The 15,154-nt window shown below is 69.6% G+C and carries 11 protein-coding genes; 5 read left to right on the top strand and 6 right to left on the bottom strand.

Annotated features, from left to right (window positions below):
- Positions 1-6 precede the first annotated feature (6 nt).
- Positions 7-339, bottom strand: coding sequence for a preprotein translocase subunit YajC (gene yajC / locus NHN26_RS09045; RefSeq protein WP_132694607.1), 333 nt, complete (start codon positions 337-339; stop codon positions 7-9).
- Positions 340-477: 138 nt separating this feature from the next.
- On the opposite strand from yajC, the gene NHN26_RS09040 reads away from it, so the two are divergent.
- The 3 genes from NHN26_RS09040 (at position 478) to NHN26_RS09030 (ending at position 3,278) form a co-directional block, all read left to right on the top strand.
- Positions 478-1,197, top strand: a complete 720-nt coding sequence (locus tag NHN26_RS09040; RefSeq protein WP_253089159.1) for a trypsin-like serine peptidase — start codon at positions 478-480, stop codon at positions 1,195-1,197.
- A gap of 87 nt (positions 1,198-1,284) precedes the next feature.
- The gene (gene serS / locus NHN26_RS09035) at positions 1,285-2,577 is read left to right on the top strand and encodes a serine--tRNA ligase (RefSeq protein ID WP_253089158.1); all 1,293 of its coding nucleotides are present in this window, start codon (positions 1,285-1,287) and stop codon (positions 2,575-2,577) included.
- Positions 2,577-3,278 carry a TspO-related membrane protein gene (locus NHN26_RS09030; RefSeq protein WP_253089157.1) on the top strand — a complete coding sequence of 234 codons (702 nt, stop codon included), beginning with the start codon at positions 2,577-2,579 and terminating at the stop codon, positions 3,276-3,278. The genes serS and NHN26_RS09030 overlap by 1 nt, the downstream gene beginning before the upstream one ends.
- Here NHN26_RS09030 and der read toward each other — a convergent pair.
- The 3 genes from der to NHN26_RS09015 are packed head-to-tail and all read right to left on the bottom strand — an operon-like array spanning position 3,275 to position 6,782.
- On the bottom strand, positions 3,275-4,738 hold the full coding sequence (der, locus tag NHN26_RS09025) for a ribosome biogenesis GTPase Der (RefSeq protein WP_253089156.1): 1,464 nt from the start codon (positions 4,736-4,738) through the stop codon (positions 3,275-3,277). The two genes, NHN26_RS09030 and der, sit on opposite strands and share 4 nt — an antisense overlap.
- A 49-nt stretch (positions 4,739-4,787) precedes the next feature.
- Complete coding sequence (locus NHN26_RS09020) at positions 4,788-6,107, bottom strand: PQQ-like beta-propeller repeat protein (protein ID WP_253089155.1); 1,320 nt, start codon at positions 6,105-6,107, stop codon at positions 4,788-4,790.
- Positions 6,108-6,143: 36 nt separating this feature from the next.
- Positions 6,144-6,782: a hypothetical protein gene (locus NHN26_RS09015; RefSeq protein ID WP_253089154.1), complete on the bottom strand. Its 639-nt coding sequence runs from the start codon at positions 6,780-6,782 to the stop codon at positions 6,144-6,146.
- A 235-nt stretch (positions 6,783-7,017) separates the two neighbouring features.
- On the opposite strand from NHN26_RS09015, the gene NHN26_RS09010 reads away from it, so the two are divergent.
- Together NHN26_RS09010 and NHN26_RS09005 are read left to right on the top strand one after the other, a co-directional pair.
- A complete protein-coding gene (locus tag NHN26_RS09010; protein WP_253089153.1) occupies positions 7,018-8,232 on the top strand; it encodes an efflux RND transporter periplasmic adaptor subunit in 1,215 nt (404 codons plus the stop codon).
- Entirely contained in the window at positions 8,229-11,786 is a 3,558-nt protein-coding gene (locus NHN26_RS09005; protein ID WP_253089152.1) for an efflux RND transporter permease subunit, read from the top strand. The genes NHN26_RS09010 and NHN26_RS09005 overlap by 4 nt, the downstream gene beginning before the upstream one ends.
- Positions 11,787-11,997: 211 nt before the next feature.
- Here the strand turns inward: NHN26_RS09005 and NHN26_RS09000 are convergent, their stop codons facing one another.
- Positions 11,998-13,839: an ABCB family ABC transporter ATP-binding protein/permease gene (locus NHN26_RS09000; RefSeq protein ID WP_253089151.1), complete on the bottom strand. Its 1,842-nt coding sequence runs from the start codon at positions 13,837-13,839 to the stop codon at positions 11,998-12,000.
- 82 nt (positions 13,840-13,921) lie between these two features.
- Complete coding sequence (locus NHN26_RS08995; RefSeq protein WP_253089150.1) at positions 13,922-15,079, bottom strand: LysM peptidoglycan-binding domain-containing protein; 1,158 nt, start codon at positions 15,077-15,079, stop codon at positions 13,922-13,924.
- Positions 15,080-15,154: the final 75 nt, after the last annotated feature.

Raw genomic sequence — 15,154 nt, 5'->3', positions numbered from 1 at the left:
CTGCGGTTATGCCTTCTCGGCGGGCTCGGTCTTGTTCAGCACCTGGACGATGGTGTGGCGGACGACGCGCACGCGCACGTTCTCGGCGATCTCGACCTCCAGTTCCTCGTCGTCCTTGACCTTGGAGACCTTGCCGATCAGCCCGCCCTGGGTGACGACCTGGTCGCCGCGGCGCAGCGCCTCGACCATCTGCTTGTGCTGCTTCATCTTCTTCTGCTGGGGCCGGATCAGCAGGAAATACATGATCAGGAAGATCAGGATCAGCGGAAGGAAGGTCGCAAAGGCGCCCCCGGCGCCGCCGCCACCGGCCGCTTGCGCAAAGGCAGGCGTGACAAACATCGTGAGAATCCCCGTGTTCTGCGGGCAGGCGCGCTGCCCGGGTCCTTGGTCGCGGCGCACCCTATTCGGTGCCCCCCTGCTTGGCAAGGCGAAGCCGCGCGGCTTTGACCTCGGGCGGGTCCGGCGCATATCTGGGGCATGAAACGCGCGTTCCGCCTTGTCCTGCTGCTGCTGGCCTGTCTCGCGCCCGGAATCGCCGCCGCCGACGGGGGCGCGCCGGTGCGGCTGAGCGATGCCGAGCACCAGCCCTGGCGCGCGATCGGTCGCATCAATGTGACCGGATTCGACACGGGCGGCATGTGCACCGGCACGCTGATCGCGCCCGATCTGGTGCTGACCGCGGCGCATTGCCTGTTCGCGCTGAACCCCAACCGCGTGGTCCGGCCCGGTCAGGTGCATTTCCTCGCAGGCTGGCTCAAGGGCGGATATGCCGCGCACAGGGTCGCCGCCGAAATCAGGCTGCATCCCGATTACGATCAGGCCAACGGCATCAATTTCCAGACCCTTGCCACCGATCTGGCCGTGCTGCGCCTGGCCGAGCCGATCCCGCCCGGCGAGGTGCCCCCCCTGCCCGCCGATCTCGGCGCGGCCGATGGCGGCGCGCTGTCGCTGATCGGCTATCGCCGCGACCGGACCAGCGCGCTCAGCCGACATGACGATTGCCGGGTGCTGAACCGCTGGCCCGGCATCCTGGGCCTGGACTGCCCGGTGGTCTTCGGCACCTCGGGCGCGCCGGTGCTGGTGCAGACCGCGGCGGGCTGGCGGGTGATCGCGGTTGTCTCGGCGGGCAGCACCGGGCCGGGCCGGATTCGCACCGTCGCCGCCCGCCCCGACGCGGCCTTCCTGACGCCCGAGTGACCGGCGCGGCGATTCCCGGTTCAAAACGCCGTGCGGCTGGGGCATACGGGGCCGAAGACGGTCCCGCCGCCCTGCAACGGAGCCCCCATGCACGACATCCGCGCCATCCGCGAAAACCCCGACGCCTTCGACGCCGCGCTGGCCCGCCGGGGCCTTGACCCGGTCTCGGCCGGGATCCTTGCCATCGACACCGCGCGGCGCGCCCGGATCCAGGCCGCCGAAGAGGCGCAGGCCGAGCGCAACGCCGCGTCCAGGGATGTCGGCGCCGCCAAGGCCAGCGGCAACGAGGCCGAGTTCGAGCGGTTGCGCGCGCTGGTGGCCGAGAAGAAGGACGAGATCGCCCGGCTGGAGGAAGAAGCCAGGGCCGAGGATGCCCGCCTTGCCGACCTGCTGATGCGCCTGCCCAACCTGCCGCTCGACGACGTGCCGGACGGCGCCGACGAATCCGACAATGTGGAACTCCACCGCTGGGGCAGCCCGCGCGCCTTCGATTTCGCGCCGCGCGAGCATTTCGAGATCCCGGGCGTCCTGCCGGGGATGGATTTCGAGGCGGCGGCAAAGCTTTCGGGCGCGCGCTTCGTGGTGCTGAAGGGCGCGGTCGCCCGCATCCACCGGGCGCTGGCGCAATTCATGCTGGACACCCATGTCACCGAGAACGGCCTGACCGAGGTCAACGCGCCCGTTCTGGTGCGCGACGAGATGATGTATGGCACCGGGCAACTCCCGAAATTCGGCGAGGATAGCTATCAGACGCGCGAGGGATGGTGGCTGATCCCCACCTCCGAGGTGACGCTGACCAATACCGTGGCGGGCGAGATCCTCGACGCCGCCGACCTGCCCCGCCGGATGACCGCCCATTCGCTGTGCTTCCGCTCCGAGGCGGGCAGCGCGGGCCGGGACACCCGCGGCATGCTGCGCCAGCACCAGTTCGAGAAGGTCGAGATGGTCTCGATCGTGGCCCCCGATCAGGGCCGCGCGGAACTCGACCGGATGACCGGCTGCGCGCAGGACATCCTGGAACGGCTGGGCCTGCCCTACCGGACGGTCGTGCTGTGCACCGGCGACATGGGCTTCGGCGCGCGGCGGACCCATGATATCGAGGTCTGGCTGCCCGGCCAGAACAGCTATCGCGAGATCTCGTCCGTCTCGCTCTGCGGCGATTTCCAGGCGCGGCGCATGAACGCCCGCTTCCGCCCCGAAGGCGGCGGCAAGCCGGAATATGTCCACACCCTGAACGGCTCGGGCCTGGCGGTCGGGCGCTGCCTGATCGCGGTGCTGGAGAACGGCCAGCAGGCGGACGGCTCGGTCGCGCTGCCCGCCGCGCTTGCCCCGTATCTCGGCGGCAAGACCGCGCTCACGGCCAAGGGGGTGCTGGCCTGATGGATCCGGTCAAGGCGATCCTCGTCTTCGTCGCGACGCTGTTCTTCGTGCTGTCGCCGCTGATGTCGGGCGGCTTTTCGGGCTTCGAGCCCGGCCAGTTCCCGATCCCGCAGGACGACCCGCCGGTGCAGCCGGCGGGCTATGCCTTCGGCATCTGGGGGCTGATCTATGTCTGGCTGATGATCTCGGCCGGGATGGGCCTGTTCCAGCGCGCCAAGGACGAGACATGGGAGCCCGCGCGCCTGCCGCTGATCCTGTCGCTGGCGCCCGGCGCGGCCTGGATCGGGGTCGCGCAACTCTCGCCGCTCTGGGCCTCGGTGCTGTTGTGGTGGATGCTGGCCATGGCGCTCTGGGCGCTGGCGCGCACGCCCTTCACCGACCGCTGGACCCTTCAGGCGCCGGTGGCGGTCTATGCGGGCTGGCTGACGGCCGCCAGCTGGGTCGCGGTGGGCCTTCTGGGCGGGGGCTACGGGCTGTTCTTCGGCCCGGTGGTCTGGGCGCTGATCGCGCTGGCGGGCGCGCTGGTGACGGGTGCGCTGGTGCTGCTGGCGCTGGACCGCGCGCCCGAATATGGCGGCGCGCTGATCTGGGCGCTGGTGGGCGTGATCGTGGCCAATGCGACCACGACGCCGATCGTCGCCTTTGCCGCCATCGCGGGCGCGGTGCTGATCGGGCTGCTGACGGTGCGGGCGGCGACCTAGCCGCCCAGCGGCCCCTTGCCCAGATGCTTGCGCAACCGCGAGGGCGTCTTTTTCTTCTTTGTCCGGAACGGGTTCTGGTCGCCCTGCCCGCGAAAGGTCAGCCGGATCGGGGTGCCCGGCATGGCGAAATCCTCGCGCAGCCCGTTCACGAGGTAGCGCCGGTAGCTTTCCGGCAGCTTCTCGGGGTTCGAGGCCATGACCACGAAACCCGGCGGCCGCGTCTTGACCTGGGTCATGTAGCGCAGCTTGATCCGGCGGCCGCCCGGGGCGGGTGGCGGGTGCAGTTCCAGCATGCCCGCGAGCCAGCGGTTCAGCTTTGCCGTGGAAACCCGGCGGTTCCAGACCGCATAGGCCGACATCACCGCCTCGTTCAGCCGGTCGAGACCCCGGCCGGTCAGCGCCGAGACGGTGACCAGCGGCGCGCCCTTGATCTGGGGCAGCGCGCGGGCGAATTCCTCTTTCAGTTCCTTCAGCTTGCCCTGCCGGTCCTCTTCCAGATCCCATTTGTTGACCGCCACGACCACCGCGCGGCCCTCGCGCTCGGCCAGATCGGCGATCTTCAGATCCTGCGTCTCGAACGGGGCCTGTCCGTCCAGCAGCACCACCACGACCTCGGCGAACTTGATCGCGCGCAGCGCGTCGCCCACCGACAGCTTCTCGACCTTGTCCTGCACGCGCGCCTTCTTGCGCATGCCCGCGGTGTCGAAGACGCGCATCGGCACGCCCTGCCAGTCCAGCACCACGGAAATCGCGTCGCGCGTGATCCCGGCCTCGGGGCCGGTCAGCAGACGATCCTCGCCGAGAATCGCGTTGACCAGCGTGGACTTGCCCGCGTTCGGGCGGCCCACCACGGCGATCTGCAAAGGTTTCGCGCGGGTCGGCACGCGGGGGCCGGTCTCCTCGTCCTCCTCGCCGACATCGACATCGGTCTCGGGCGCGGCCTCCTCGATCTGGCGGGTCTCGGCCTCCTCGACCAGGGGGGCGAGGGCTGCGTAAAGATCGCCCATCCCCTCGCCATGCTCGGCCGAGATGCGCACCGGCTCGCCCAGGCCCAGCGCATAGGATTCGATCACGCCCGCATCGGCCGCCGCGCCCTCGGCCTTGTTGGCGGCCAGGATCACATGGGCCGACTTGCGGCGCAGGATCTCGGCAAAGATCTCGTCGCTGGGCAGCACGCCCGCCCGCGCGTCGATCACGAACAGGCAGGCATCCGCCATGCCCACCGCGCGTTCGGTCAGCTTGCGCATCCGTCCCTGAAGGCTTTCGTCGGTCGCCTCTTCCAGACCCGCGGTGTCGATCACGGTGAAGCGCAGATCGCCCAGCCGCGCCTCGCCCTCGCGCAGGTCGCGCGTGACGCCCGGCTGGTCGTCGACCAGCGCCAGCCGCTTGCCGACAAGGCGGTTGAACAGCGTGGACTTGCCCACGTTCGGGCGGCCCACGATGGCGAGGGTGAAGCTCATCTTTCCCAACTCCGGACGGATCGAACCGCCCGCCTACACCAATCCCGCCTCAGCGGAAAGCGTGGAGTTGCCCGCGCGTCGAGACGACGTAAAGCGTGCCGCCCGCCACCACGGGGCGCGACGCCGCCCCGCCGGGCAGTTCGACCGACTGCACGAGCGCCCCGCTTTCCGGGCTGAAGGCGCGCAACAGCCCGTCATCGGAGGCCACCCACAGCCGCCCACCGGCCAGAACCGGCCCGTAATGGGCATGGATCGCCTTGAACCGCTTGGGCTTTTCCTTGGTGAAATAGGGCAGCTCCACCGTCCAGACCGTGGCGCCGCTTGCAGCATCCAGCCGCACCAGCCGCGCCTGATCCGAGACAAGGAAGACCGAGCCCCCCACCGGCAGCACCGCGCCATAGGCGCCTTCCTCGGCGGTCCAGAGCCGTTCGCCCGAGCTGGCGGCCAGCGCGACCGTCCGGCCCGACTGGTTGCCGATGTAAAGAACCTCGCCCGCGATCACCGGATCGGCGACCAAGTCGGTCACATTCGCATAGACAAGGCCGCGGCGCTGGCCCGCCACCGTCGCCTGCCAGACCCGCACGCCCGACTGGCGCAAGGTAGCCACCAGTTCGGCCGAGCCGAAGGGAAAGACCGCCAGCCGGTCGGACACCGCGGGCGCCGCGGCCCCGGTCATGCCCGCGGGCGAGGGCGTTCCGGGCAATTGCCATTGCACGCGCCCATCCTCGGCCCGGACCGCCCAGGCGCGGCTGTCGCGGCTGACCACATAGACCAGCCCGTCGCGATAGGCGGGCGCGCCCGAGACCGGCGCGTCGGTGCGTTGCGTCCAGAGCTGCGCCCCCGTTGCGGGATCGAGCGCGACCAGCGAGCCGAACCCCGTCGTCGCGAACAGCCGCCCGTCGCCGAAGGCCAGCCCCCCGCCCGTGGCCGAGCGCGCGCGCTCCGAGGCGGGCGTCAGATCGGCGACCCAGAGCACCTCGCCGCCGGTCGAGACGGCGGTGACCCGGCTTTGGGCGTCCAGCGTGAAGACCCTGCCCCCCGCCACGACCGGGCTGGCGGTGATGCGGTGGCGGCGCGTGTCGCCCTGCCCGATATTGGCCGACCAGATCCGGGCGGGCGCGGCCGAAAGCGCCGCATGTTCGGGCAGATGGGTGGCACTGCCGCCGGACTGGGGATGATCGGCGCGCGACACGGGCGCGGGCAGCGTGATCGCGACGGCGACCGGGGCCACCGGGGCGCTGCCGCCCTCTTCCAGGCCCAGCGCCTCGCGCACGCCAAGCCGCTCGCCCGGAAGGATCGGCTCCTTCTGGCCGCATCCGGCCAGAAGCGCGACCGCCGTCAGGGTTCCGATTGCAGAAGCGAATTTCACCGCGCGAGTCCCCTCGTCAAACCAGAAACCGGGCCGTCAGCCCTCGTCGGACCCGCCGCCGAGCGCCACAATCAACTGAGAGGCGCGCTGACGCAAGCCCGCGCTCGCGCCCGCATCCTCGACCAGCGCGCGCAGATGGCCAAGCGCGGCGGCCGTATTGCCCGCGTCGATCTCGGCCAGCGCCATCTGTTCCAGCGCAAGCGGGCGGAACGGACGCCCCGGTTCGGCCAGCGGCGCAAGGGTTTGCAGGCGGGCATCGGGCGCGGCGCCGCGCCCCTCGATCATCACCAGCTTCAGCGCGGCAAGATGGGTGTAATGCAGCGGCAGCGACGGATCCTCCGCCATCGCCCGCAATTCGGGTGCCGCCTCGGCGCCGATCTCGCCCGCGATCAGCAGCTTGACCAGCCCGCGCGCCTCGCCCGTTGCGGGCAGCGCCTCAAGCGCGGTCACCCGCGCGGCCGGATCGGGCAGTTCCAGCGCGGTCAGGATGCCATCGCCCAGCGCCTCGGCCGCGGTCCGGTCCTGCGCGGCACGCCATTCCCGCCAGCTTGCGCCGCCCACCAGCAGCAGCACCGCCAGCACCGCGATCCAGCCATAGCGGCGCATCAGGCGGAAAAGCCGGTCGCGGCGCACCTCTTCGGTGACTTCCTCGATGAAACTGTCGGGGTTGCTCATCCTGCCTCGCTCGGCCCGCTCGATCTGGCGTCGGGCCTGTCATACCCCAGCCCGGACGGGATTGCAAAGCCCTGCCGGAACGCGCGTCCAAGGCTTGAATGAATGCAGTTTGCGCTATAATCTGAACCGATTGGTTCACCCGATTGAAACCACCCCGTCCGAGGCCGGGCGGCGGCGTCGAGCGCGGGGAGGAATGCGCTCGGCGTGGGAAAGCGACGGAAGAGGCAAGGACCGGATGCGTTTGATCCCCATGCTTACCGCGGTGCTGGTGAGCGTCTCGCTCTATCTTCTGCTGATGCAGCGCGAACGGGTGCTGGCCTTCGCGGGCGCCGAGCCTGTCGCCGCCGCCGCCGAGGACACCGTCTTCGAGGCAGATCGCCGGGTCTCGGTCGTGGTGCAGAAAAGCCGCGCCGAGACGGTGCAGGGCGCGGTGCGCGTGCGCGGCGAAACCCAGGCCGCGCGCCAGGTCGAGGTCCGCGCCGAAACCGGCGGACGGGTGATCTCGGAGCCCTTGCGCCGCGGCGCGACCATTGCCGAGGGCGCGGTGCTGTGCGAGCTCGATCCGGGCACGAGGGCCGAGACGCTGGCCCAGGCCGAGGCCGCGCTGGCCGAGGCGCGGGCGCGCCTGCCCGAGGCGCGGGCCAATGTCGTTCTGGCCGAGGCGCGGCGGTCCGAGGCCGAGATCAACGACCGCGCGGCGCAGCGGCTGGCCGAGGGCGGCTTTGCCTCCGACACCCGCGTCGCGGGCACGCAGACCGCCGTCTCGACCGCCGAAGCGGGCGTGGCCTCGGCCCAGGCCGGGCTGGAGGCCGCCGAAGCCGCGATCCGCGCGGGCGAGGCCAATGTCGCCGCCGCAAGGACCGAAATCGGGCGGCTGAAGATCGCCGCGCCCTTTGCCGGGCTGCTCGATGCCGACACGGCGGAACTGGGCACGCTGATGCAGCCCGGGTCGCTTTGCGCGACGGTGATCCAGCTCGATCCGATCTACCTTGTCGGCTATGTGCCGGAAACCGAGCTTGACCGGATCGAGATCGGCGCGCTGGCGGGGGGGCGGCTGGCCTCGGGCCGCGAGATCGTGGGCCGGGTCAGTTTCGTCGCCCGCACCGCCGATCCCGCGACACGCACCTTCCGGGTGGAGATCGCGGTCCAGAACGAGGCGGGCACGATCCGCGCGGGCCAGGCCGTCGAGATGATCATCGCGGCCCCCGGCCAAAGCGGGCATCTGGTGCCGCAATCGGCGCTGACGCTGGACGATGCCGGGCGGCTCGGGCTGCGGCTGGCGGATGGCGACGGCACCGCCCGCTTCTTCGCGGTCGAGATCCTGCGCGACACGCCGGACGGGTTCTGGGTCGCGGGCCTGCCGGACGAGGCCGAGGTGATCGTCGTCGGGCAGGAATTCGTCACCGATGGCGTGCCGCTGGCCGTCAGCTATCGAGGAGCGGCCGAATGACCGGGATCATCGACTGGGCCGCCAGCCGCGCCCGGATGGTCGTGGCCTTCGTCCTGATGTCGATCGCGGCCGGCACCATGGCCTATGTCGGGCTGCCCAAGGAGGGCGAGCCGGATATCGAGATCCCGGCGCTGTTCATCTCGGTCCCCTTCCCCGGCATTTCGGCCGAGGATGCCGAAAAGCTGCTGGTCAAGCCGATGGAGACCGAGCTGTCCGATCTGGACGGGCTGGACAAGATGACGGCGACGGCGCGCGAGGGGTTCGCCGCGGTCGCGCTGGAATTCGAGTTCGGCTGGGACAAGACCAAGATCATCGCCGATGTGCGGGACCGCATGAACACCGCCGAGGCCAAGTTTCCAGAGGGCTACGAGAAATACGCGATCACCGAGATCAACTTCTCGGAATTCCCGATCATCATCGTGAACCTGTCGGGGCCGCTGCCCGAGCGGACGCTGCTGCGCGTTGCCAGGGATCTGCAGGACCGGCTGCAGGGCCTGGACCCGGTGCTGGATGTCGTCCTGACCGGCCATCGCGACGAGATGGTCGAGGTCATCATCGACCCGCTCCGGCTGGAATCCTACAATGTCACCGCGGGCGAACTGATCGACGTGGTGCGCAACAACAACCGCCTGATCGCCGCGGGCGAGGTCGATGCCCCGCAGGGCACGTTCTCGGTCAAGATCCCGTCCTCGTTCGAGGGCGTTCAGGACATCTATGCGCTGCCCGTCAAGGTGAACGGCAACCGGGTGGTGACGCTGGGCGACCTGACCGAGATCCGGCTGACCTTCGAGGATCGCAGCTCGACCGCGCGCTTCAACGGCGAACCGACAGTCGCGTTGCAGATCGTCAAGCGCAAGGGCTTCAACATCATCGACACCGCCGACCTGATCCGCCGCGAGGTCGCAGCCGCACGCGTCGCCTGGCCCGAGGATCTGCGCGACGCGGTGACCGTGGGCACCTCGAACGACCAGTCGCATACGGTCGACTCGATGGTGCGCCAGCTCGAAGGCTCGGTGCTGACCGCCATCGCGCTGGTGATGATCGTGGTGCTGGCCTTTCTCGGCACGCGCTCGGCGCTGCTGGTGGGCTTCGCGATCCCGACCTCGTTCCTGCTGTGCTTCGTGCTGTTCGGCGTCCTGGGCGTCGCGATCAACAATATCGTGATGTTCGGGCTGATCCTTGCGGTGGGGATGCTGGTCGATGGCGCCATCGTGGTGGTCGAGAATGCCGACCGCCGGATCTCGGAAGGGGTCGGCCCGATGACCGCCTTTTCCGAGGCCGCCAAGCGGATGTTCTGGCCCATCGTCAGTTCCACCGCCACCACGCTTTGCGCCTTCCTGCCGATGCTGTTCTGGCCCGGCGTGGCGGGCGAGTTCATGGGGATGCTGCCGATCACGCTGATCTTCGTTCTGTCGGCCAGCCTGATGGTGGCGCTGGTCTACCTGCCGGTGGTGGGGGGCGTCGCGGGGCGGTTCTCGCGCATCCTGTGGCGGATCACCGCGCGGGTCCGTCCCTGGCCAATCGCCGCGCGTGCCGGGCTGATGGCATTTGCGCTGGCGCTGACCTTCCTTGCCGCGCTGCGGATGCTGAACCCCGCCTTCCCGGCGCCCTCGACGGGGCCTTCGGGGCTTGCCGAGACGCTGCCCGGCGTGGCGCTGTTCATGGCCGGGCTGGTGCTCTGCTCGATCGGCGTGAACGCGCTGAAGACGCCGCGCCGGGCGCCGGTCCGCGCGGGCTATCGCCGCACCGCCTTCGGCCATGTGACCCGGGCCATCGTCGGCAATCCGGTCATGCCGATCGTCACCGTGGCCGCCGTGCTGGCCTTCGTGATCGGCGTGTTCCTTTATTTCGGCAAGCATAACAACGGGGTGGAGTTCTTCGTCGAGAGCGAACCCGAACAGGCCATCGTCTATGTCCGCGCCCGCGGCAACCTTTCGCTCGACGAGAAGGACGCGCTGGTGCGCCAGGCCGAGGCGGTCGTGCTGGCCGAGCGCGGCGTGCGCAACGCCTTCGCCTTTGCCGGCGAGGGCGGGCTGAACGCGAACACCGCTGGCGCCAGCCCGCCGCTGGACACGGTCGGCCAGATCCAGATCGAACTGGTCCCCTGGGAGGACCGCGCCGACATTCCCGAACTGGACGGCAACCGCGTGCTGGACCGCATCATGCAGGGGCTGGCCGCGATCCCGGGCATCCGCGCCGAGATCCTGGACCTCGCGATGGGGCCGTCCTCGCCCAAGCCCGTCCATCTGCGCCTGATGGGCGAGGATTGGGACAGCCTGTCCGCCGCCGCCCGGATCGCCATCGCCCGGTTCGAGGCGACCGAGGGGCTGCGCGACATCGAGGACACGCTGCCCCTGCCCGGCATCGACTGGCAGATCGACGTCGATGTGGAAACCGCCGGACGCTTCGGCGCCAGCGCGTCCAGCGTGGGCGGGATGGTCCAGCTTGTCACCCGCGGCATCCTGCTCGACACGATGCGGGTGCCCAGTTCCGACGAGGAGATCGAGATCCGCGTCCGCCTGCCCGAACAGGACCGGCTGCTGTCCACCCTCGACACGCTCAAGCTGCGCACCTCCGAAGGGCTGGTGCCGCTTGCGCATTTCATCACGGTGAGCCCGGTGGAAAAGCTGGGCCGGATCAACCGCGTGGACGGCAAGCGCTATTTCGACGTCAAGGCGGCGGTGGCCAGCGGCCTGACCAACGAGGCGGGCGCCACGATCAATGCCAATGAACGGATCGCCACCCTGACCGAATGGCTGAACACCAACCCGCTTCCGGCGGATGTCACATGGGAATGGACCGGCGACCAGGCCGACCAGCAGGAAAGCTCGGCCTTCCTGTCCAAGGCCTTCGCCGCGGCGCTGGGGCTGATGTTCATCATCCTGCTGGCCCAGTTCAACAGCTTCTACAACGCGGTCCTGGTGCTGCTGGCGGTGGTGCTGTCGACCACGGGCGTCCTGATCGGGATGCTGGTGATGAACCAGCCCTTCTCGATCATCATGACCGGCACCGGCATCGTGGCGCTGGCGGGCATCGTGGTGAACAACAACATCGTGCTGATCGACACCTACCAGGAATTCGCGCGCTACATGCCGCGGATCGAGGCCATCGTGCGCACCGTCGAGATGCGCCTGCGCCCGGTCCTGCTGACCACGGTCACGACCATGGCGGGGCTCAGTTCGATGATGCTGGGGGTCAGCTTCGATTTCGTGAATGGCGGCTATACCGTCGACAGCCCGACCGCGCTGTGGTGGAAGCAGCTTGCGACCGCGGTGGTCTTCGGGCTGGGGATCGCGACGCTGCTGACGCTGGTCTTCACGCCGTCGCTGCTGGCGATCCGCGAATGGTTCTGGGCCGGAGTCTACGGCTCGTTCAAGCGCTTCCGCGCCGCATTCGGCGGCCCCGACAGCCAGGCCGCGCGCGAACTGGCGCTGAACCACGCCGCCCGCGGCGTCGGCTCGCCCCAATTGCTGTGGTCGGAGTTGCCCCCTGATGGTCCAGAGCCGGATGTCGAGAGCACCGACCCCGAACGGCCGCTGCGCGCGGCGGAGTGAGCGGCAGGCACGGCGGCCCCCGGGGGCCGGTTCGGGAATCGGCCGCGCCCGCGGACCGGCGGACCTCAAGGCATCGGCGACACGGTCGGCGCGGCCCGCACGTCTGACGACCCGCGCGGGCCTTCTTTCGGGCGGTCGAGGGCGGGTCCGAAAAAAGTCCGACGAAAGTCCGATGAAATTCCGATGGAATTCCGATCACGGAAATCGCGCCTCAGGCCGCCTCCACGTCCTCGTCCTCGCCCGCCTGCTGGCGTGCCCACATGGCGGCATAGCGTCCGGCGCGGGCGATCAGGGCCTCGTGCGATCCGCGTTCGACGACCTGTCCGTCCTCCAGAACCACGATCTCGTCGGCATCGACGATGGTGGACAGCCGGTGCGCGATGGCGATGACCGTGCGCCCCTCGCCCATCGCCTTGAGCTGGGTCTGGATGTCCGCCTCGGTCTCGCTGTCCAAGGCCGAGGTCGCCTCGTCCAGCAGCAGAATCGGAGGGTTTTTCAAAAGGGTACGCGCGATCCCCACGCGCTGCTTCTCGCCGCCCGACAGCTTCAGCCCGCGCTCGCCCACCATCGTCTCGTAGCCCTTGGGCAGCCCCGCGACGAAGTCGTGGATCTGCGCGGCGCGCGCGGCGGCCTCGATCTCGGCGCGGCTCGCCTCGGGGCGGCCATAGGCGATGTTGTAATAGATCGTGTCGTTGAACAGCACCGTGTCCTGCGGCACCACGCCGATCTGTGCATGCAGGCTGTCCTGCGTGACATCCCGCAGATCCTGCCCGTCGATCAGCACCGCGCCACCCGTCACATCATAGAACCGGAACAAAAGCCGCCCGATGGTGGACTTGCCCGCCCCGGACGGCCCGACAATGGCGACCTTGCGCCCGGCGGGCACCTCGATCGTCACGCCCTTGAGGATCGGCCGATCCGGGTCATAGCCGAAGCGGACATCGCGGAACGAGACCGCGCCGCCCGTCACCGCCAGCGCCGGCGCGCCGGGCTTGTCCAGCACTTCGGCGGGCTGTTCCAGCAGGTCGAACATCTCGGCCATGTCCACAAGGCTCTGGCGGATCTCGCGATAGACCGTGCCGAGGAAGTTCAGCGGCATGGTGATCTGGATCATGTAGGCGTTGACCATGACGAAATCGCCCACGGTGAGCTTGCCCGCCTGCACGCCCATCGCCGCCATCACCATAACCGCGATCAACCCCCCGGTGATCAGCAGCGCCTGGCCGAAATTCAGCACGGCCAGCGAGATCGAGGTCTTGATCGCGGCGTCCTCGTAGCCCGCCATGGCGCGGTCGTAACGCTCGGCCTCGCGGGTCTCGGCGCCGAAATACTTGACGGTCTCGAAATTCAGCAGGCTGTCGATCGCCTTCTGGTTGGCGTCGGTGTCCTGGTCGTTCATCTTCTTGCGGATCTTCAGCCGCCATTCGGTCACGGCGAAGGTGAACTTGACATAGGCCGCGATGGTGACCGCCACGACCGCCAGATACCAGACATCGAAGGCGACGTAGAAGATGACCCCCACCAGCGCCAGTTCGATCACCAGCGGGCCGATCGAGAACAGCAGGAAGCGCAGCAGGAAATCCACGCCCTTGACGCCGCGCTCGATGATGCGCGACAGCCCGCCGGTCTTGCGGGTGATGTGGTAGCGCAAGGACAGCCGGTGGATATGGGTGAAGGTTTCCAGCGCGATCCGGCGCAGCGCGCGCTGCCCCACCCGGGCAAAGATCGCATCGCGCAATTGCTGGAAGCCGGTATTCATCAGCCGCGCCATGCCATAGGCGACGGTCAGGCCAACCGCGCCCACCGCCATCAGCATCGCCTCGGGCGCGCCCTCGCCGGTCAGGCTGTCGACGGCGGCCTTGTAGAAGAAGGGCGTCACCACCGCGATCACCTTGGCCAGCACCAGCGCCAGCATGGCCAGAACCACGCGCCGCTTTGCCCAGCCCTGCCCCTCGGGCCAGAGATAGGGCGCGACCTTGCGGATCGTGCGCAGCCCCTGCCCGCGATCGACCTTTGAGAAATCGGCAGTGGTGGGGCGGCGTCCGCGGCGCATGGGCAAGGTCCGATTTTGGGTCAGGCTTCCCAACCTAATCTGCGCAAGGGGGAAAGGCCAGTGACGCAGTCACATGGGCCCTTTACTCGGGCAGGGTGAAGACCTGGCCGGGATAGATCAGGTCGGGGTCGCGGATCTGGGCGCGGTTGGCGCTGAAGATCTTGACGTATTGAAACCCGCTGCCATAGGTCCGGTCGGCGATGCCCCAGAGGGTAAAGCCCGGCTGCACCGTGATCACCCGGGCCTCGGCCTGCCCGTCGGGGGCGGCGACGGACGCGCGGGCGGCGATTTCCTCGGGCGGCTCGCGCCGGAACGGCGTCTCGAACCGCGCCGAGACGCTGCCATCGGGGTTCAGGAGGTCGGCGCGCAGCGTGTAAAGCCCCGGCGCCACCGAGTCGAGCCGCTGCGCCCAGCGGCCCGAGGCGTCGATCAGCCCCCCAGCGATGGCGGCATTGTCCAGGTAAAGCCGCAGCGCGCCCCCGGCCTGACCGCGCCCCGACAGCGCCACGGCGCCATCCGCCTCATAGGCGATGGCCTCGATCAGCACCCCCGCCCGGCCCGGTGGCAGGTCGCCCTCGGGCGCCTGCAGCACGCGCACCCCGGCCGCATCGGACAACAGGATTTCGGGCGCGCGGGGCGGGGCGGGTTCGGGCGGGGCGGGTTCGGGCGCGGCGGGGGGTGGCACCTCGGCCAGTTCCGCGGCGGGCGGCTCTGGCGCCAGCGGCTCTGGCGCGGGCGGTTCGGCGGCGCTTGCGACTGGCGCGGGCGGCGCGGGCGCGGATGTTGGCGCCAGAAACACGGTCGCCCCCGACGCGATGGTGCGCCCGTCGGCAAGCTCCATCCGCAGCGACAGGGCGCGCGGCACGTCGGCGGGCGGCAGTTCCGCGAACAGGCTGAACGAACCATCGCCGCCCGCCTCGGCCCGCGCCACCTCGTCGCCCTCGACCAGCAGCACCACCGCGCTGCCCGGTTCGGCCCGCCCCGCGATCAGCGTTTTTCCGGCGGGATCGACCCGCACCACGTCGAAAGCGGGCGGCGCGGGTATCTCGGCCTCGGCCTGCGCCTCGGCGGGTGCGGGGGCATCCACGGCCGATTGCCCGGTGACCGCGGGTTCGGGTTCGGGTGCCGGGGCGTCCTTGTCCTGGCTGAGAAACCAGTTCAGCACCATGAGCACGATCACGATCTCGCCCACGATCAGGGTCCAGGCCAGGGACCCCAGTTTCCGCTTGCCATCCGACATCGCCCGGCCTCCATGGCGCTGCGCCCGCGCTTGCCGGACCATAGCAACCCCGTTATCACGGGTCCAGAAATCCCA

Origin of the sequence: Rhodovulum tesquicola, assembly GCF_024128855.1 — a bacterium.
Classification (GTDB): Bacteria; Pseudomonadota; Alphaproteobacteria; order Rhodobacterales; family Rhodobacteraceae; genus Rhodovulum; species Rhodovulum tesquicola.
The sequence above is the reverse complement of the archived record's forward strand: the minus strand, read 5'-3'. Positions and strand labels throughout refer to the sequence as shown.